Raw genomic sequence first — 18864 nt, forward strand, 5'->3', positions numbered from 1 at the left:
CGCTCCATGATTCGGCTCACCGCTGAACTCACCCCGGCTGGCACCAGTTACCTGGCGACCGGCCAAGGCCAGCCCGTGGTTTTGATCCACGGCGTGGGCCTGAACAAAGAAATGTGGGGCGGGCAGATTGTCGGCCTGTCCAGCCAGTACCGGGTGATCGCCTACGACATGCTCGGCCATGGCGCCAGCCCGCGACCGGCCAGCGGCACCGCTTTGCTCGGTTACGCCGATCAGTTGCTGGAGCTGCTCGACCACCTCAATCTGCCGCAGGCAGCGGTGATCGGTTTCTCCATGGGTGGTCTGGTCGCGCGGGCCTTTGCCCTGCATTACCCGGAGCGCCTGCAAAGCCTGGTGGTCTTGAACAGCGTGTTCAATCGCAGCGAAGAACAGCGTGCCGGCGTCATCGCCCGTACCGCGCAAGCGGCCGAACATGGCCCGGACGCCAATGCCGAAGCGGCGTTGTCACGCTGGTTCAGCCGCGAATATCAGGCGGCCAATCCGGCGCAGATCGCCGCATTGCGCCAGACCCTCGCCAATAATGATCCGCAGGGTTACCTGACCACCTACGAATTGTTCGCCACTCAAGACATGTACCGCGCCGACGACCTGGGCAGTATTCAGGCGCCGACGCTGATCGCCACCGGTGAACTCGATCCGGGTTCGACCCCGGAAATGGCCGAGCAACTGGCCCGGCGCATCCCCGGTGCGAAGGTTGCCGTGCTGTCTGAGCAACGGCATATGATGCCCGTAGAGTCGCCGCGTCTGGTCAACCAGACGCTGCTGGAATTTCTGCAATTCGCACACTCCCGACAAAACCATATAAAGGGGATCGTTGCATGACACTCGCACGCTTCCAGATGTGCATCGGCGGAGAATGGGTCGATGCCCTCTCCGGCAAGACTTTCGAAAGCCTCAACCCGGCCACCGCACAAGCCTGGGCCGAACTGCCTGACGCTGATGAGGCCGACGTCGAACGCGCCGTGCAATCGGCGCAGACTGCATTCGACAGCCCGGCCTGGCGTGGCCTGACTGCGACCGCACGCGGCAAACTGCTGCGCCGTCTCGGTGATTTGATCGCGGAAAACAAGGAACAATTGGCGCAGCTGGAAAGCCGCGACAACGGCAAGCTGATCCGCGAAACCCGTGGGCAAGTCAGTTATCTGCCAGAATTCTTCCACTACACCGCAGGCCTGGCCGACAAGCTCGAAGGCGGCACGCTGCCGCTGGATAAGCCCGACCTGTTCGCCTACACCGTGCACGAAGCGATGGGCGTGGTCGCCGCGATCATTCCGTGGAACAGCCCGCTGTACCTGACCGCGATCAAACTCGCCCCGGCCCTCGCCGCTGGCAACACGATTGTGATCAAGCCGTCAGAGCACGCCTCGGCAACGATTCTTGAACTGGCGCGTCTGGCCCTCGAAGCCGGGATTCCGCCGGGCGTGGTCAACGTCGTCACCGGTTACGGCCCGAGCACCGGCGCCGCCCTCACCCGCCATCCGCTGATCCGCAAAATCGCCTTCACCGGCGGCGCAGCCACGGCGCGGCATGTGGTGCGCAGCAGCGCCGAGAACTTCGCCAAGCTGTCGCTGGAACTGGGCGGCAAGTCGCCGAACATCATCTTCGCCGACGCCGATCTGGACAGCGCGATCAACGGCGCGATTGCCGGGATTTACGCAGCGTCCGGACAAAGTTGCGTGTCCGGGTCGCGCCTGCTGGTGCAGGACGAAATCTACGACGAGTTCGTCAATCGGCTGGTGGAGCGCGCCCAGCGCATCCGCATCGGTAACCCGCAAGAAGACCACAGTGAGATGGGCCCAATGGCCACCGCGCAGCAACTGGCGGTGGTCGAAGGTCTGGTCGCCGATGCCATCGCCGAGGGCGCGCGCTTGCGTACCGGCGGCAAGCGCCCAACTGATCTCGGCGAGGGCTGGTTCTACGAGCCGACGCTGTTCGAATGCGACCGCAACTCGATGAAGATCATGCAGGAAGAAGTCTTTGGCCCGGTGGCTTCGGTGATTCGCTTCAAAGATGAAGCCGAGGCACTGGCGATCGCCAACGACTCACAGTTCGGCCTCGCCGCCGGCATCTGGACGCGCGATCTCGGCCGCGCTCATCGCCTCGCTCGCGACGTGCGTTCGGGGATCATCTGGGTCAACACTTACCGCGCGGTGTCGGCGATGGCGCCGATCGGCGGCTTCAAGAACAGTGGCTATGGACGCGAAAGCGGCATCGATTCGGTGCTGGCCTACACCGAACTGAAAACGGTGTGGATCAACCTCTCCCAGGCACCGATGCCTGATCCGTTTGTGATGCGCTAGGAGTCCTGCGAAATGATCGAACCCGGCATTTACAAAGACGTCATGAGCTCGTTTCCGTCCGGCGTCACGGTGGTCACCACCCTCGACCCGGATGGCGCGATAGTCGGCATCACCGCCAGCGCCTTCAGCGCGCTGTCGATTGACCCGGCGCTGGTGCTGTTCTGCCCTAACTACGCCTCCGACACCTACCCGGTGCTGCGTGACAGCAAGAAATTCGCAATCCATTTGCTGTCCGCCGACCAGACGGCTGAGGCCTATGCGTTTGCCGGTAAAGGCAAGGAAAAGGCCAGGAACATCGAGTGGCATTTGAGCGAATTGGGTAACCCGATTCTGGCCAAGGCCACGGCGATCATCGAATGCGAGTTGTGGCGGGAATACGACGGTGGGGATCACGCGATCATCGTCGGTGCGGTGAAGAACCTGATCCTGCCCGAGCAACCGGTGACACCGATGATTTACCACAAAGGCAAGCTCGGGCCGTTGCCGACCCTGGCCTGAAGCGACAATGCAAAACCCTGTGGGAGCTGGCTTGCCAGCGATGAGGGCTTAACATTCAACATTGATGTTGGCTGATAGTCCGCTATCGCTGGCAAGCCAGCTCCCACAGGGATTGAGGTGAGGCAAAGAATATGAGTAACGAAAAGTACGAAAAAGGCCTGAAAATCCGCACTCAGGTATTGGGCGAAGCCTACGTGCAGCGTTCAATCGACAACGCCGACGATTTCACCCGCCCGCTGCAGGAAATGGTCACCGAATACTGCTGGGGCCATGTCTGGGGTCGCGAAGGTCTGTCGCTCAAGGAGCGCAGCATGATCAACCTGGCGATGATCTCGGCGCTCAACCGTCCGCACGAACTCAAGCTGCATGTGCGTGGCGCCTTGCGTAACGGCCTGAGTCGTGAGCAAATACGCGAAATTCTGCTTCAGGTCGGCATTTATTGCGGCGTTCCGGCAGCCGTGGACAGTTTCCGGCTGGCCCGTGAAGCCTTTGCCGAAGCCGACGCCGAAGCCTCAGTCAACCCCTCGGCTGTTTAGATGCCCGTCTGGCATGGACAGCCAACCGAAAGAGCGGACCCCATGAAACGCCAGCCACTCGACGACAGCTTCAAGGTCAATCGCAACCCCGTTACCCTGCGCGAAATCGTGCTGGATAAACTGCGTAGCGCGATCATGAATTTCCAGCTCATGCCCGGCGATCGTCTGGTCGAGCGCGATCTGTGCGATCGCCTCGGCGTCAGCCGCACCTCCGTGCGCGAAGCCTTGCGTCACCTGGAATCCGAAGGCCTGGTCGAGTTCGCCGATGCCAAAGGCCCGCGCGTGGCGATCATCACCCTCGCCGATGCCGTCGATATCTACGAATTGCGCTGCGTGCTTGAGGGCCTGATCGTGCAGCTGTTCACCCTGCGCGCCAAGGCCAAGGACATCAAAGCCCTGGAAAAAGCCCTCGACGAGAACCGCAAGGCGCTCAAGGACGGCGAACTGCAACAGGTGATCGATTCGGTGCAGGGTTTCTACGACGTGCTGCTCGAAGGCTCGGGCAACCATGTCGCGGCCACTCAGTTGCGTCAACTGCAGGCACGCATCAGCTACCTGCGCGCGACCTCGGTGTCGCAGGAAAACCGTCGCGGCGCGAGTAATCAGGAAATGGAAAAAATGGTCGAGGCGATCAAAAGCGGCGATCCGCTGGTGGCGCATCAGGCCTGTGTCGATCACGTTCGCGCTGCCGCTGCGGTAGCGCTCGACTATCTCAAGCGCAAGCAGGAAGAAACCGGAGCAACACCGGCCATGACCCTGCCCATCGCGCTGAAAGAACCCCGTATAGGTCACTGATATGTTCAGCCCGAGCTATTGCCCGAAATGCGGTGGCCCTGACCTCGGTCAGCAGATACCGGCGGGCGATACGCACGAGCGCCTGATGTGCCGCGGCTGCGGCTACATCCACTACGTCAATCCGAAGATCATTGCCGGCTGCATCATCGAGCAGGACGGCAAATACCTCTTGTGCCAACGGGCGATCCCACCGCGCCCGGGCACCTGGACGCTGCCGGCCGGCTTCATGGAAAGCGGCGAGACCACCGAGCAAGCGGCCATCCGCGAAGTCTGGGAAGAAAGCGGCGTGCGCGCGGAAATCGTCTCGCCGTACTCGATTTTCAGCGTGCCGAAGATCAGCGAGGTGTACATCATTTTTCGCGCCATCGCGCTGGAGATCACCGGGCAATATGGCCCGGAAACCCTCGATTACAAGTTCTTCGCCCCGGAAGACATCCCGTGGGAGCAGATCTATTACCCGGCGATCCGGCAGATTCTCGAGCGCTATATCGAGGAGCGCCAGGCTGGGGTGTATGGGATCTACATGGGCAATGACGACAGCGGCAAGATCCACTTCATCCGCTGACAACGCTTCGCTTTTTGTCTGATCGTTCCCACGCTCCGCGTGGGAATGCCTCTTCGGACGCTCCGCGTTCGGCTTTGAAAGGGACGCGGAGCGCCCCGGGCTGCATTCCCACGCGGAGCGTGGGAACGATCACTACCGTGGGCTTCAGAGTGGGGCGATGCCTTCGACGATGATGATGTCTGCCTTCGCCCATTCTTCGCGATAACTTTTCGCTTCCTGGTACGCCGCAGAGTGGTAGCACGCCACAGCCTTCTCATAGCTCTCGAACTCGATCACCACGCTGCGCTGCGGCGTCTTGCGCCCTTCCATCGCCTCGCTGCGCCCGCCTCTGGCCAGAAACTTCGCGCCGAATTCGGCGAACGCCGCCGGCGCGCGCTGGGTGTATTGGCTGTAATGATCGGCATCGGCTATATCCACGTGAGCAATCCAGTACGCCTTCATAGTGACCTCTTTGTTGATTTTGTATTATGGTATACCAATATATTTCCAACGAACCCTGAGAGTCCAGCATGGCCTTCAACAGCATCGAAGAAATCATCGAAGATTATCGTCTCGGCAAAATGGTCTTGCTGGTCGATGACGAAGACCGTGAAAACGAAGGCGACCTGCTGCTGGCCGCCGACCGTTGCACGCCGGAGGCGATCAGCTTCATGGCCCGTGAAGCGCGCGGGCTGATCTGCCTGACCCTGACCGACGAACATTGCCAGCGTTTGGGCCTGGAGCAAATGGTCCCGGCCAATGGCAGCGTGTTCAGCACCGCGTTTACCGTGTCGATTGAAGCGGCGATTGGCGTGACCACCGGCATCTCGGCGGCGGATCGCGCCTGCACGGTGGCCGCCGCCGTCGCGCCGAATGCTCGCGCCGAAGACCTGGTGCAGCCGGGCCACATCTTCCCGCTGCGCGCCAAGGAAGGTGGCGTGCTGACGCGCGCCGGTCATACCGAAGCTGGTTGCGATCTGGCGCGTCTCGCCGGTTTCACCCCGGCCTCGGTGATCGTCGAGGTGATGAACGACGACGGCACCATGGCCCGTCGCCCGGATCTGGAAGTGTTTGCGCGCAAGCACGGGATCAAGATCGGCACCATCGCTGACCTGATCCACTATCGCTTGAGCACCGAACACACCATCGAGCGGATTGGCGAACGCGAACTGCCGACGGTACACGGCACCTTCCGCTTGATCACCTTTGAAGATCGCATCGAGGGCGGCGTGCACATGGCGATGGTCATGGGCGATCTGCGCCGCGAAGAGCCGACGCTGGTGCGCGTACACGTAATCGATCCGCTGCGTGATCTGGTCGGCGCCGAGTACAGCGGGCCGACCAACTGGACGCTGTGGGCGGCCCTGCAACGGGTCGCGGCAGAAGGTCATGGCGTTGTCGTGGTGCTGGCCAATCATGAGTCGTCGCAGGCGTTGCTGGAGCGCGTGCCGCAATTGACCCAGCCGCCACGGCAGTTCAGTCGCTCGCAATCGCGGATTTATTCGGAAGTCGGGACTGGGGCGCAGATTCTGCAAAACCTCGGGGTGGGCAAACTGCGGCATCTCGGCCCGCCGCTAAAATACGCCGGCCTGACCGGGTATGACCTGGAAGTGGTCGAAAGCATCCCGTTCAGCGAATGAAGCAACTCTCACCCCAGCCCTGCCTGTCCACCCAGTCTGCGGTACATACAGGGAGCGGGCTGGGGTAAGAGGGAAAACCTCACTGACATACGCAAAGCCGAAAGCCGCCGCCAACCGATATCGTCCATGGGTAAACGTCATCCAGTTATTGCGTTTAAAGTACACGAACCGTTACGCCATCCCCCCTACAACACCTTGCGTCGTTACCTACGCGTACGCCAGAATCCGCCGGCTTACACGGCTATGGGCCGGGCTATATCGTTTGCCTGTCACTGCAAAACAGTGATCGGGTTTGGTAGCCCGTCTGTAATAGCCGTGTGACAACACCCTGTGCTGTCTCTTTGTGGAGGCTCAGTTCAATGGTAGTCATGCGTGGGGCTCACTCGTGAGCGCCGGGTTCCTATTGCAGCCGGTCTACCAACCCGCGTATGGCCACCACCCACTCGTTTGGTAGCGAGAGTGATGGCTCCTTAAACTGCGATAGGAGTTTCATCCATGTTCAAAATCACACCCAATCCTCCAGACACCGGTCCAATCCCTCACGACCCCGCGCTTGACCCGCAAAAGGTCAAAGAAGCCACCGACCGCGCCCTCGACTATTACCTGCGACCCGAAGCACTGGGCGCTCCACCAAGCTCGCCCCCGTTTCGCCCGGTCTATCTGGTCGACCCCACGCTGGATGAAGAAACCCTCCTGGTCGAAGCCTGTGAGTCGCTTTCCTACGCCCACTCCATGGCCGGTAACATCGCCAACTCGATAGGCGGCCCGGAGCGCAAACCGCTGCTGGCGCTGCAACAGGTGATCATGCTCAACGAGCTGTTGGTCAACCGACTGCTGGACAAGCTGCGCGTACCGCAATAATCACCAGACCGAATAAGTGAGGGGTTACCCCCTCACTTTCGCGTTGCCCCCTCTGTCGATTAATGAGCAGCACTCATCAATCCATCCCGATTTACCCGTCTAGTCCCCGCCAGTCACCTCGCTTACTGTTCTCCCCACGCCCAACGGGAGATCGACATGCACAAGCGCACATTCGGCAACAGTTCACTCGAAGTAATGGCGCTCTGCCTGAGCGTTGGCGCGATGTTCAGCCTTACCACCCAAGCAGCCGAGGCACCGAAATCCATGACCACCCCGCAAACCACCGCACAAGCCCTTTCGAGCAAACAACAGACGATTCCACTGATTGCTGCGTTCATGGCGACCAGCGACATGCCCAACCTCAACACAACCCTCAATCAAGGTCTCGATGCTGGCCTGAGCATCAGCGAAACCCGGGAAATTCTCGTGCAGCTCTACGCTTACGTCGGCTTCCCGCGCAGCCTCAATGCCTTGAATGAACTCATGACCGTGGTGCAGGCGCGCAAACAACGCGGTATTGAAGATGCGCCGGGGCGTGAGCCAAGCCGGGCGATTCCAGTCGGTGATGAGCTGCTGGCTGCCGGCACCGCGAATCAAACGAAGATCTCGGGCGCTCCGGTCAAAGGCCCGGTGTTCGAGTTCGCCCCGGTGGCCAATCAGTTTCTGCAAACCCACCTGTTCGGCGATATCTTCGAGCGCGACAACCTCGACTGGCAAAGCCGCGAACTGGCCACCGTCGGGGCGCTGGCAGCGACGCCGGGCGTGGAATCGCAATTGCGCTCGCACATGGCCGCGAGCCTGCGCGTCGGGCTCAGCGAGACACAGTTGGGCGAGGTCACTGAGCTGCTGAAAAAGCACGGTGATGAGCAGACTGCCAAACGTGCAAATGCAGCGCTGAAAGAGGTTCTGGCGGCTTCGAAAAAATGACCGGAACAACGACCTGAGATCGATTTCTCAAAGAACAATAGCGGGGTCAGCTTTTTGAACTGCCGCCCCTTTTGATTGCTGAGGTTATCGGCGTGAGCATTCGTCGGTGTTCGGTGTTGGTGGATGCGCTGATCTACACGCCCTGGCGGCGCACGTGCGATCAGCGTCCATACTGTGGTTTTTCAATAATCGGGAAATTGTCATGCCCTCCCCCGAATCCACCCTTTTGCAGAGCTGGCACGACAACGCTGACGCCTGGATCGAGGTGATCCGCAGCGGTGCCATCGAAAGCCGTCAGCAGGTTACCGATCAGGCGATTGTGCTGGCGATCATGGGCCGTCAGCCGCAGCGCGTGCTTGATCTGGGTTGTGGTGAGGGCTGGTTGTTGCGAGCGCTGGCGGATCGCGGGATTGACGCCGTCGGTGTGGATGGCGATGCGCGGCTGGTTGAAGCGGCGCGTCTGGCGGGGGCGACGCAGCTACATGTCGCGAGCTATGAAGCACTGGTCGATGGCAAGGTCGACCTCGGTCGCGACTATGAGCTGATCTGCGCCAATTTCTCATTGCTGCATCAGGACATTATTCCGCTGCTGGCCGCGATGAATGCGCTGCTGGTGCCCGGTGGTGCTCTGCTCATCCAGACCTTGCATCCGTGGGCTGTCGCGGCGGGTGACTATCAGGATGGCTGGCGCGAAGAATCCTTCGCCGGGTTCAAAGGCCAGTGGCAGCCGATGCCGTGGTATTTCCGCACGTTGTCGAGTTGGCTGAATGCACTCGATATGGCCGGGTTTCAATTGCTTGGCTTGCAAGAACCACAACACCCGCAAAGTCCGCTGCCGCAGTCATTGCTGATGATTGCTGAACGCCGCTGAATCCTGAAAAAACCGCACACAGTGGTTTGGGGGGGGCCCGGAATTTGTGACCACCACAGAACCCTGTGGGAGCCAGCCTGCTGGCGATAGCGATATGTCTGGCGACATCAATGTCGAATGTCAGACCGCCATCGCTTGCAGGCAAGGAAGCTGTTCGACAAGACCTGCTACACCGGGCTCGGCAACTTCGGCACCGGTTTCTACGGCGAACCGCGCAGCCTGCAAGTGAGCGCGCGCTGGGATTTCTGACGCACCGCAACTTGTCGATCTACGGCACCTGCAATCGACCAAGGACTGACTACGCTGAATCCAGCGTGTCTAACCTGCCGAGGATGACTGCCATGCAACGCTTTCAAAAACTCACACCCTGCCTGTGGTTCGACGATCAGGCCGAAGCGGCCGCGAAGTTCTACTGTTCGATCTTCGATCACTCGAAAATCACCGGCCTGACCCACTACAGCAAGGTCGGCCAGGAATTTCACGGTAAGCCGGAAGGTGCGGTGATGACCGTCAGCTTCGAACTCGATGGCCAGACCTTCACCGGGCTCAACGGTGGGCCGATGTTCAAGTTCAGTGAGGCGATTTCGTTTCAGGTCAATTGCCAGAATCAGGAAGAAGTCGACCATTTCTGGGGCAACCTGTCCGAGGGTGGCCCCGTCGAAGCCCAGCAATGCGGCTGGCTCAAGGACAAATTCGGCGTGTCGTGGCAGATCGTGCCGGTGGCGTTCATGCACATGATGCTGGATGCCGACACCAGCAAATCGCAGCGCGCGATGCAGGCCATGTTCCAGATGAAAAAACTCGACATTGCCGAACTCGAACGGGCCTTTGCCGGCCAGAGCTAATACACTGGCGCCCTGGCCTGCCGGGAATAACAACGATGAAAAACGCTGCCGCCAAGCATCCTGAAAAAGCCCCGCGTTTCTGGCGCGACGCGGCCCTGCCCTTTATTGAAGCGCGGGCCATCGCCGATGGCCGCGAGGTCTGCTACGCCCGGCATTCCCACGCGCATTTTTCCATCGGCGCGATCACCGCCGGGCGCAGTACTTACGTGCATGAGCAAGCTCAGTTCGAAGTCGCGGCAGGCACGGTGGTGCTGATGAATCCCGGCGATGTGCACGCGTGCAATCCGATTGATGATCAACCGTGGTCGTACGTGATGTTGTACGTCGAGACGCCATGGCTGACGGATTTGCAGCATCAGTTGGGCTTTGCCAGTGATCTTGAGTTTCGCCGTTTTTCCACGACTCACCTCGATGATGCTGCGCTGTTCAACGAACTGAACGGGCTATATCAAACGTTGGTCGACCCGCAACAGGATGTGCTGCGCAAGCAAAGCGCTGCGGTGGAGTTTTTCAGCGATCTGCAACTGCGTTTGAACCCCTCCGGCCCCTCTCTGCGCGAGCCGAATTTCAAACTGGAACGCGCTGCCGACTTCATCCGCGAGCACTGTACCGAGGTGCTGAACCTCGACGACATCTGCGCTGCGGCACAGCTTTCACCGTCCTACCTGATCCGCGCCTTCAAACAGCATTACGGCATGACGCCCCACGCCTTTGTGGTCAACCAGCGCATCCAGTTCGCCCGCGAGCGCTTGCGCAGCGGTGAGTTGATTGCCGATGTCGCGCTGGAAGCCGGGTTTGCCGATCAGGCGCATTTTCAGCGCGCGTTCAAGCAGCATCTGGCGGTGACACCCGGCCAATATCGCGGCTGATGGCTTGCCCCGATTGATCGTTCCCACGCTCTGCGTGGGAACGATCAATCGCTGGCCATCACATTCAGATATTGACATATCGGTAAATTCCGATATCGTCGCGGCATGGAACTACTCGAAATCTTCAAAGCCCTCTCGAACCGCACACGCCTGGAAATCCTCAAAGGCTTGAAGGATCCCGAGAAACATTTTCCTCCCCAGGATGAAGGTGACGTGCACACCGTGGGCGTTTGCGTCAGCAGTATTCAGGAAGGCGTCGGGCTGTCGCAGTCGACGGTGTCCGATTATCTGGCGACGCTGCAACGCGCCGGCCTGGTCGAAGTCAGGCGCATCGGCCAGTGGACTTACTACAAACGCAACGAAGCAGCGATCAGCGCGCTGGCCGAGATCATCGGCAGCGAGCTGTAATTTTTTACCCCGCTATATCGAGAATTCCCGATATCCCTTTTTACCGAAACGAGGCAATGCAATGAAAGCGATGATCCTTACATCATTTGGCGGCGCGCAATCGTTCGAACTGTGCGACGTGCCCAAGCCAGTGCCACACGCGGGAGAAGTGCTGGTACGGGTTCACGCCACCTCCATCAATCCACTGGATTATCAGGTTCGCCGTGGCGACTATGCCGATCTGGTGCCCCTCCCCGCCATCACCGGTCACGACGTCTCTGGCGTTGTCGAAGCGGTCGGGCCCGGGGTGAAGGCGTTCGCACCGGGTGACGAAGTCTGGTACACCCCGCAAATATTCGACGGCCCCGGCAGTTATGCCGAGTATCACGTGGCAACCGAAAGCATTGTCGGCAAGAAGCCGCCCGCGCTGAGTCACCTTGAAGCAGCCAGCCTGAGTCTGGTTGGCGGCACGGCGTGGGAAGCGCTGGTCGTGCGGGCGGCGCTCAGAGTCGGTGAAAGCATTCTGATTCACGGCGGCGCGGGTGGCGTCGGTCATGTCGCAATTCAACTGGCCAAAGCCATCGGCGCGAAGGTGTTCACCACCGTGCGTGAAGGCAATTTCGAGTTCGCCAGGCAGATGGGCGCCGATGTGCTGATCGACTACGAAAAGGAAGATTACGTCGACGCGATCCTGCGGGAAACCGATGGCCGCGGCGTCGACGTCGTCTTCGACACTATCGGCGGCAACACCTTGGCACGCAGCCCCGACGCCCTCGCACAACTGGGCCGCGTGGTGTCGATTGTCGACCTTGCCCAACCACAAAACCTGATTCAGGCCTGGGGCAAGAACGCCAGTTATCACTTCGTTTTCACCCGGCAGAACCGCGGCAAGCTCGACGAGCTGAACACATTGATCGCCAACGGTCAGTTACGGCCACACGTTGGCGCGGTCTATGCGCTGGCCGACATCGGCCTCGCCCATGCCCGGCTGGAGACACCCAACAACGGCGTGCAAGGCAAAATCGCGATTGCTGTCGTGCCGTCGTCCGAACTCGCCAATCGCTGAACTCAGTGCAAGGAGAACACCATGATTTATGAGATCGCTTTACTGCCTGTTCACAAAGCCCAAACCGCAGCGTTTCGGCGTGCGTTTGCCGAGGTCGAGCCTTTGCTGGAGCGGGCAAAGGGTTACGGCGGCCACCTGCTCGCGCCAGGAATCGAAACGCCGGAGGTGTTCAATCTAATCGTGCGCTGGCAATCCCTTGAGGATCACACGCCGGGGTTTGAAGCGAGTGAGGACCATCGGTTGTTCATGCTGGGGCTGGAGGAATATTTTTCGGACGAGCCGAAGGTCTGGCACATTGAGGGGGGCGATTTTGCGCAGCCGTTCAACTAGTCTCTGGCAGTGACGCCGATCAATGTGGGAGCGAGCCTGCTCGCGAAAGCGGTGGTTCAGCCGGCATATCCAGTGACTGACACACAGCATTCGCGAGCAGGCTCGCTCCCACAGGGTCAAGTGAACAGCAGGTAAATTGCACTCAATGCCAATAGTCCCGCCATGCTCCGATTGAACCAGCGCATCCCCGCCGCATTGCTCAAATACCCGCGCAAAAACGTCCCCGCATACGCCCAGCAGCCAACCGACAAATAACAGATCACCAGATACACCGCCGCAAACTGCCACACCAGCCGCGCCTCGCCATCGGCGACAAACGCGCCCATGCCCGCGACACACGCCAGCCAGGCTTTCGGGTTAAGCCACTGCATCACCGCGCCATACAGCATCGATGGCGCCCGCCCGGAATCCTTGGCGTTCAACTGTCCATCATCCATGGCCAGCTTCCACGCCATGAACAACAAAAACGCCACACCGGCCAGTTGCACCACGCGGGTCATGAATGGCCAGAGTTTCAGCACCTCGTGCAGACCCAACCCCATCAGCACCAGCAGCAACACAAACCCCAACGTGGCCCCGGCGACATGCCGTTGACTGGCACGAAAGCCGAACTGCGCCCCGGAACTCAACGCCACAATGTTCACCGGCCCCGGCGTGATGGACGCCGCCAGCGCAAACGCCGCCATGGAAACAATCAGACTCATCGCACACCTGCTTCAAATCGGGGAACAAGGTGCTCACGGTATCGAGCGCCTGATCCCCGGTATTGAAGAAAATGCCCCTGACGACACAAATCCCCTGTGGGAGCGAGCCTGCTCCGGGCAGCGTTCCGACGAAAGCGGTGGATCATTCAATGCTGCATTGACAGAACAATCCCATTCGTCGGAACGCCGCCCGGAGCAGGCTCGCTCCCACATGAAAATCAACGCTCAGTCCAGGCGCGGCACGGTGAAGCGGAACTCGCTGCCCCGCCCCGGCTCGCTCTCGGCGAAGATCCGCCCGCCGTGGGCTTCGACGATGCCTTGAGTGATATACAAACCGAGACCGGTGCCGGTCGGGTTGCCCTCTTTCACCGTCCAGTATCGGTCGAACACATGCGGCAAATGCTCTTTGGGAATGCCTTCGCCGCTGTCACGCACGGTGAAGACGATGTCAGCGCCGACCGACGTGGCCTGCACGCCCACCGTGCCTAGGCGTGGGGTGAACTTGATCGCGTTACCGACCAGATTCGACAGCACCTGAAACAGCCGCTCCGGGTCAGCATGAATGCGCAAATCAGGATCGGCCGCGAAGGAGATGCTGATGTCCTTGTCCAGCGCCAGCGGCGCGAGCAACGCCTGTGCTTCCTCGAACATCTGCCCGACGTCGAGTTTCTGCGGGGTGATGGAGTAGCGCCCGGCATCGATTTTCGAGGTATCGAGCAAATCCTCCAGCAGCGTGTTCATGCGTCCGGCGGCTTGTTGCATGGTGTCGATCGCCGTGGAAATGCGCCGCGAAGTGTGCGGGCCGTCGGAGCTGAAGGCCTTCTGCATCATGCCGCAAAGCATCGAGATCACCGTCATCGGATTGCGCAGATCGTGGGAGACCACCGCCACCAGCTCATCGCGGGCGCGCACCGCTTCCTGCTCGCGGCGCACCTGGCGGGCCAGATCGTTTTCCAGCGCCGAACGGCGCAGATCGTTGGCGGCGAACAGATCACCGTGGCTCCACTTGGTGGAGATCCCGGCCATCTCGACTTTCCAGATTTCGAACGAGGTGCGCGGGCGCAAGCGCAGGCCGGCGTCGGAGTTTTCCAGGTCCAGCGGCTTGCGCGGATCGCCGCTCCAATTGATGTTTTCCTTGACCTCCGGACGGAACCAGAACACGCCGTTGTCCACCGGTTTCGGCAGGCTCATGGCAAGCACGCCGCTGGCCACCTGCTGATACTGCGCGGCCGGCGGATAGACGCTGGCCAAATGATGACTGGCAAACACCGCCTCACCACTTTCCTGCAACCACTTGTGCAAGGCGCGGATCTCTTCCGGTTCCGGGCAGTTGCCGTAGCGATGCAATTGTTTGTCTTCGATGATCGCGATGCCACCGGCATTGGTCAGCGCCATCAGCGTTTGCGGCTGATTGGCCAGACCATCAAAGACATTCTGCGGCGAGTCGATCATCGCTTGATTGAGCAACGCCAACGCTTCGACTTTCTCTTCACGCTGACGGCTGATCTCCAGTGCTTCCATGGCGCTGATCTGCAGCGACAGCACTTGGCCGATGGTCTGACACGCCGCGCGCAATTCGTGCGGCACGTGCAACGGCTGGCGATTGCCGCAACTGATCAAGCCCCAGAGTTTGTCGCCCTTGAGCAGGGAAATGCTCATCGACGACAACACGCCCATGTTCTTCATGTACTGACAATGGATCGGCGACACGCTGCGCAGCGTGGCGAAACTCAGGTCCAGCGGCGTGTTCGTGTCCGGACGCAACTTGGGCAGCAGCGGCACCGGTTGGTAGTCGGCATTGGGGATGATGCGCAGCCAATTGGTGCGATACAACTCGCGCGCCTGTTCGGGAATGTCCGACGCCGGGAAGAACAGGCCATTGAACACTTCCATCGACGGGTCGGAGGCCTCGGCGATGACCTGACCGTGGCCCTCCTCCTCGAAACGATAGATCAGCACCCGGTCGTAACCGGTCATGGCCTGGATTTCCTTGACGCTGATGTCGTACAGCGCCTGCAAGGTGGTGGCCGCTTGCAGACGCTGGAGCATGCGCCCCAGATGGGTCTGGTTGCCGGCAACATTGCGCGGCTGGAAATTCTCGACGTGGATTTCCAGCTCCAGAATCAGCACACCTTGATGGCGATGCAGCAAGCCCTCGAACGCGGTGCCGTTGAGCCTGAAGCGCAGCGGCTGCAAGTCGGACAGCGACGGTTGAAGCAAGGCTTCGCGCACTTGTGCCGCTTCGGCGTCGCCGATCAGACTTTGCAGTGGCTGGCCGATCAGGCTTTGCGGCGCGCGGGCCAGCAGGGTTTCGACGTTGGCGCTGACCTGAATGATCGCCAATGCAGGCTCACTCAGGGTCAGCAGCAAACCGTGGGGCTGGATCGCCCCGGGGAAACGGATCGGCTCGTCGGCACAGTTGGCCAGCAGCTCTTCAAAGGCTTCTTTGTCTTGCGGGTTCATGCCAGTACCTCCCGGCTTTCGAGCCAGCGCTCGAAACAGCTGAATGTGGTTTGGGCTGCCGCGACCACAGTCGCGCGCTCGTCGGCGCTCATCGGGCGACTGCTCAGGTATTCGAGGAAGTCACGCCAACGCCGGCCCGTAGCGGCGCCGTAGATATCGAGAAAAGCTGCGCCGTTATCGGCTTCCAAGCCTAATCGTGAGGAAATTTCGCGGCGCAGGATCTGCCCGCCGAGCGTCGCGCCCTCGAGCACGTAGAGCACGCCAAGGCAGGCAGCGCTTGAGTCGATGATCGGCAACTGCTGGCACTGCGGCAGGCCTTGCAGCGCTGCGGCGAATACGCCCAGCGCGTGCAGATCAGTGCACAAGGTTGGCGCCTTCAGACGAGGAGTCAGATCAAAATCAGCGGGAATCGCGTCGCTGCGGAGCAAGGCGTTTTCCAGCGGCAGATAGAAGCCGTAATAAGCCTGCATCAACCGCACAAAAGCCTGGGTATCGAGGGTATCGGAGAAAAAAGGAAGGCGTTTTTCCAGCGCGATGTGCAGTTCGGCAGTGCCGGCTCGCAGATCTTGCAGCACCGGTGGCACATAAACTTCACGGGCCTTTGCTTGCATGTAGATCGCTCTTGGTGGGGCCGCCTGGGGCCAAACGGGGTGAGTGCAACGTCGGCGAAATCTTACACGGCTATCGCGGTTTCTGACCGGATGGAAAGTTTTTTCTGCCGATTCCATCACCCTCTGATTCATTCAGAGTAAAGGCATCTGCAAAAAGTTCGACCGCGTTGCCCAACAGCGCCGGGCGCTGTACCGCGACAGCACTGCGTGACTGTATGGGTCTGGACGCCTGGGGGCTGTGATAAAAATATCGCTCTGGTTTCTGGAGTGCCGTCATGGATCTCGCCACGCTCATTCTGTTTCTCCCGGCCTGCTTCGCCCTGAACATGGCCCCCGGGCCGAACAACCTGCTGTCGGTCAGCAATGCTACGCGCTATGGCTTTCGCCGCGCCTGCACGGCGGGTATCGGGCGAATTCTCGCGTTTGCCGGAATGATCGCGCTGGCTGGAGCCGGGCTGTCGGTGGTGTTGCAGACCTCGGAATGGCTGTTCCATGCGATCAAGATCATTGGCGCGGCGTATCTGTTGTACCTGGCCTGGCAGTTGTGGCGGGCCAATCCCGAGGCCGAGCAGCAAGCAACAGGCGCGAGCGTTGGCTTCTTCGCGTTGGCGCGACAGGAATTTCTGGTAGCGGCGGGTAATCCGAAGGCGATCCTGCTGTTCACCGCGTTTCTGCCGCAGTTCGTCGACCCGGCGCGCCCGGTGCCGGCGCAATTTGCGGTGCTGGGCGTGCTATTTCTGCTGCTGGAATGGATCGCCATCAGCGCCTACGCCTGGATGGGCCTGCATATGCGCCGCTGGTTCGCCGAGCCGCGTGGCAAGCGGATCTTCAATCGTTGCTGCGCAGGCCTGCTGTCGGCGGCGGCCTCGGTGCTGCTGATGGCGAAACGTGCTTAAGCCTCCGACGGGCCTTTGAGTTCGACCTGATTGCCGTCCGGATCGAAGCAGTACAGCGACGGCCCTTTGCCCTCGGCGCCGAAGCGTGACTCGGCCTTTGCCACGTTCAGGCCGAACGTTTGCAGATGTGCAATCAGCGCCGCTTCATCGAACGGTTCGATGCGCAGGCAGAAGTGATCGACGTTACGCCGCTCGCTGCCGGCCGCCCCGCCGCCCTTGCGGCCGAGTTCGCCTTGCAGGTCGACGAGGTCGATCATCGAAGTGCCGGCGCGCAGGTGGATCAGGCCCAGCGGTTCATTGCGCTTGACCACTTCGGCGCCGAACACCTGGCCGTAGAAGTCGATGCTGCGTTGCAGATCGGCGACGCGCAGGACGATGTGATCGATATGTTGGATGGAAAACGGATGCATCGGGCACACCTCAACAAACGGTAGGAGCTGCCGATAGCGGCGATCTGGGATTTTGGGACGCGGAGCGTCCCGGGCTGCATTCCCACGCAGAGCGTGGGAACGATCAAGATCGCAGCCTGCGGCAGCTCCTACAAGGTAGTTCAGGGGATTTGAAAATTCACTGTCGATTTTTCGGTGGAGCCATCGAGAATCTGGTTTTACTCTCGGACCATGAACATACAAACCGCTGTCCTGCCGCCCCACGCCGAAATGGTTCGCGCCATGCTCGAACGCGACACTGCTTATGAAGGCGTGTTCTTCACGGCCGTGAAAACCACCGGGATCTTCTGCCGCCCCAGTTGCACGGCGCGCAAGCCGAAACCGGAAAACGTCGAGTTCTTCGCCCATGCCGATGACTGCCTGTCAGCGGGCTATCGCGCCTGCCTGCGCTGCAAACCGCTGGACGCCGCCGCCATTGCCCCGGACTGGGTGCAACGCCTGCTCAAAGCCGTGGAAGCCGATCCAGAGATGCGCTGGAGCGATGCGCAGCTGCTCGCCGAAGGCATCGAGCCGCTGAAGCTGCGGCGCTGGTTCAAGCAGCATTTCGGCATGACCTTTCATGCGTGGCTGCGCACGCGCCGGCTGGGCATGGCGCTGGGCGGGATCAAGCAAGGCACCTCGATTGATCATGCTGCGTTTGATTCAGGCTACGAATCGCTCAGCGGCTTTCGGGATGCGTTCCAGAAGTCCTTTCACATCACCCCGGGCCGCGCCGAACACAGCGAGCCGCTGCTGTTCACCCGGCTGACCACACCACTGGGGCCGATGATCGCCATGGCCGAACGCCGTGGACTGGTGTTGCTGGAGTTTCTCGATCGCCCGGCGCTGACCCGCGAAGTCGAAGAACTGCAAAACCGCTATGGCTACGCGGTTGCGCCTGGGCACAACGCGCATTTGCAGCAGATCGAGCAGCAACTGGCGCAGTATTTCGCCGGCCAACTGAATGCCTTTACCGTGCCTCTACATCTGCCCGGCAGCGAGTTCGCCCGGCAGGTCTGGTCGGCGCTGCTGCAAATCCCTTATGGCCACACCAGCACCTACGGCGCGATCGCCGCCGGTTTGGGCAAACCCGGTGCCAGTCGCGCAGTCGGCCTGGCCAACGGGCACAATCGACTGTCGATTGTGGTGCCCTGTCATCGGGTGATCGGCGCGGATGGCTCGTTGACCGGCTATGGTGGTGGGCAGCCGCGCAAAGCGTTTCTGCTGAGGCTGGAAAACGCCGCCGTGCAGCTCACCCAGGCACTGGCATTCTGA

The 18864-nt window shown here is 60.6% G+C and carries 23 protein-coding genes; 18 read left to right on the plus strand and 5 right to left on the minus strand.

The genetic code is table 11. The annotated features are described in order from the left end of the window. The first annotated feature begins 6 nt into the window (after window positions 1–6). The 6 genes from RMV17_RS17335 to RMV17_RS17360 all read left to right on the plus strand — a co-directional run bounded on the left by RMV17_RS17335 (window position 7) and on the right by RMV17_RS17360 (window position 4712). Window positions 7–840: an alpha/beta fold hydrolase gene (locus RMV17_RS17335; RefSeq protein ID WP_311881407.1), complete on the plus strand. Its 834-nt coding sequence runs from the start codon at window positions 7–9 to the stop codon at window positions 838–840. Further along, complete coding sequence (locus tag RMV17_RS17340) at window positions 837–2318, plus strand: aldehyde dehydrogenase (protein WP_122607264.1); 1482 nt, start codon at window positions 837–839, stop codon at window positions 2316–2318. Before RMV17_RS17335 ends, RMV17_RS17340 begins: the two co-directional genes overlap by 4 nt. 12 nt (window positions 2319–2330) lie before the next feature. Then, window positions 2331–2816: a flavin reductase family protein gene (locus RMV17_RS17345; RefSeq protein WP_311881409.1), complete on the plus strand. Its 486-nt coding sequence runs from the start codon at window positions 2331–2333 to the stop codon at window positions 2814–2816. Between the two features lie 131 nt (window positions 2817–2947). Continuing rightward, window positions 2948–3352: a carboxymuconolactone decarboxylase family protein gene (locus RMV17_RS17350; RefSeq protein WP_016984498.1), complete on the plus strand. Its 405-nt coding sequence runs from the start codon at window positions 2948–2950 to the stop codon at window positions 3350–3352. Window positions 3353–3394: 42 nt separating this feature from the next. Further along, a complete protein-coding gene (locus RMV17_RS17355; protein ID WP_007918001.1) occupies window positions 3395–4147 on the plus strand; it encodes a GntR family transcriptional regulator in 753 nt (250 codons plus the stop codon). Between the two features lies 1 nt (window position 4148). Next, window positions 4149–4712, plus strand: a complete 564-nt coding sequence (locus RMV17_RS17360) for an NUDIX hydrolase (RefSeq protein WP_034155593.1) — start codon at window positions 4149–4151, stop codon at window positions 4710–4712. Window positions 4713–4856: 144 nt separating this feature from the next. Here the strand turns inward: RMV17_RS17360 and RMV17_RS17365 are convergent, their stop codons facing one another. Continuing rightward, a complete protein-coding gene (locus RMV17_RS17365; protein ID WP_311881411.1) occupies window positions 4857–5153 on the minus strand; it encodes a DUF1330 domain-containing protein in 297 nt (98 codons plus the stop codon). A gap of 68 nt (window positions 5154–5221) precedes the next feature. Here RMV17_RS17365 and ribBA point away from each other — a divergent pair, with 68 nt between their 5' ends. The 10 genes from ribBA to RMV17_RS17415 all read left to right on the plus strand — a co-directional run bounded on the left by ribBA (window position 5222) and on the right by RMV17_RS17415 (window position 12487). Then, on the plus strand, window positions 5222–6331 hold the full coding sequence (gene ribBA / locus RMV17_RS17370; RefSeq protein ID WP_311881412.1) for a bifunctional 3,4-dihydroxy-2-butanone-4-phosphate synthase/GTP cyclohydrolase II: 1110 nt from the start codon (window positions 5222–5224) through the stop codon (window positions 6329–6331). 495 nt (window positions 6332–6826) lie between these two features. Next, the gene (locus RMV17_RS17375; protein ID WP_034155590.1) at window positions 6827–7192 is read left to right on the plus strand and encodes a DUF6124 family protein; all 366 of its coding nucleotides are present in this window, start codon (window positions 6827–6829) and stop codon (window positions 7190–7192) included. 156 nt (window positions 7193–7348) lie between these two features. Continuing rightward, complete coding sequence (locus tag RMV17_RS17380; RefSeq protein ID WP_311881413.1) at window positions 7349–8119, plus strand: carboxymuconolactone decarboxylase family protein; 771 nt, start codon at window positions 7349–7351, stop codon at window positions 8117–8119. 202 nt (window positions 8120–8321) lie between these two features. After that, window positions 8322–8990, plus strand: a complete 669-nt coding sequence (locus tag RMV17_RS17385) for a class I SAM-dependent methyltransferase (protein ID WP_311881414.1) — start codon at window positions 8322–8324, stop codon at window positions 8988–8990. Window positions 8991–9107: 117 nt separating this feature from the next. Further along, window positions 9108–9239, plus strand: coding sequence for a hypothetical protein (locus RMV17_RS17390; RefSeq protein WP_311881415.1), 132 nt, complete (start codon window positions 9108–9110; stop codon window positions 9237–9239). Between the two features lie 92 nt (window positions 9240–9331). Beyond that, complete coding sequence (locus RMV17_RS17395; protein ID WP_034155587.1) at window positions 9332–9835, plus strand: VOC family protein; 504 nt, start codon at window positions 9332–9334, stop codon at window positions 9833–9835. 35 nt (window positions 9836–9870) lie between these two features. Continuing rightward, window positions 9871–10704, plus strand: coding sequence for an AraC family transcriptional regulator (locus RMV17_RS17400; RefSeq protein WP_311881416.1), 834 nt, complete (start codon window positions 9871–9873; stop codon window positions 10702–10704). 105 nt (window positions 10705–10809) lie between these two features. Then, on the plus strand, window positions 10810–11112 hold the full coding sequence (locus tag RMV17_RS17405) for an ArsR/SmtB family transcription factor (protein ID WP_077572353.1): 303 nt from the start codon (window positions 10810–10812) through the stop codon (window positions 11110–11112). A 61-nt stretch (window positions 11113–11173) separates the two neighbouring features. Then, window positions 11174–12157 carry a zinc-dependent alcohol dehydrogenase family protein gene (locus RMV17_RS17410; protein ID WP_311881418.1) on the plus strand — a complete coding sequence of 328 codons (984 nt, stop codon included), beginning with the start codon at window positions 11174–11176 and terminating at the stop codon, window positions 12155–12157. A 21-nt stretch (window positions 12158–12178) separates the two neighbouring features. Beyond that, a complete protein-coding gene (locus RMV17_RS17415) occupies window positions 12179–12487 on the plus strand; it encodes an antibiotic biosynthesis monooxygenase (protein ID WP_311881419.1) in 309 nt (102 codons plus the stop codon). Window positions 12488–12603: 116 nt separating this feature from the next. On the opposite strand, the gene RMV17_RS17420 is transcribed toward RMV17_RS17415, so the two are convergent. The 3 genes from RMV17_RS17420 to RMV17_RS17430 form a co-directional block, all read right to left on the minus strand. Then, window positions 12604–13191, minus strand: a complete 588-nt coding sequence (locus tag RMV17_RS17420) for a LysE family translocator (protein ID WP_311881420.1) — start codon at window positions 13189–13191, stop codon at window positions 12604–12606. A gap of 225 nt (window positions 13192–13416) precedes the next feature. After that, on the minus strand, window positions 13417–15654 hold the full coding sequence (locus RMV17_RS17425) for an ATP-binding protein (protein ID WP_311881421.1): 2238 nt from the start codon (window positions 15652–15654) through the stop codon (window positions 13417–13419). Further along, window positions 15651–16265: a biliverdin-producing heme oxygenase gene (locus RMV17_RS17430; protein WP_311881422.1), complete on the minus strand. Its 615-nt coding sequence runs from the start codon at window positions 16263–16265 to the stop codon at window positions 15651–15653. The genes RMV17_RS17425 and RMV17_RS17430 overlap by 4 nt, the downstream gene beginning before the upstream one ends. 275 nt (window positions 16266–16540) lie before the next feature. Between RMV17_RS17430 and RMV17_RS17435 the strand changes: the two genes are divergently transcribed. After that, a complete protein-coding gene (locus RMV17_RS17435) occupies window positions 16541–17161 on the plus strand; it encodes a LysE family translocator (RefSeq protein WP_108226784.1) in 621 nt (206 codons plus the stop codon). Here RMV17_RS17435 and RMV17_RS17440 read toward each other — a convergent pair. Continuing rightward, window positions 17158–17571 carry a VOC family protein gene (locus tag RMV17_RS17440; RefSeq protein WP_108226785.1) on the minus strand — a complete coding sequence of 138 codons (414 nt, stop codon included), beginning with the start codon at window positions 17569–17571 and terminating at the stop codon, window positions 17158–17160. The two genes, RMV17_RS17435 and RMV17_RS17440, sit on opposite strands and share 4 nt — an antisense overlap. Window positions 17572–17781: 210 nt before the next feature. Here RMV17_RS17440 and RMV17_RS17445 point away from each other — a divergent pair, with 210 nt between their 5' ends. Then, on the plus strand, window positions 17782–18864 hold the full coding sequence (locus RMV17_RS17445; protein WP_034155577.1) for a bifunctional transcriptional activator/DNA repair enzyme AdaA: 1083 nt from the start codon (window positions 17782–17784) through the stop codon (window positions 18862–18864).

This window comes from Pseudomonas sp. VD-NE ins, assembly GCF_031882575.1.
Lineage (GTDB): Bacteria > Pseudomonadota > Gammaproteobacteria > Pseudomonadales > Pseudomonadaceae > Aquipseudomonas > Aquipseudomonas fluorescens_BZ.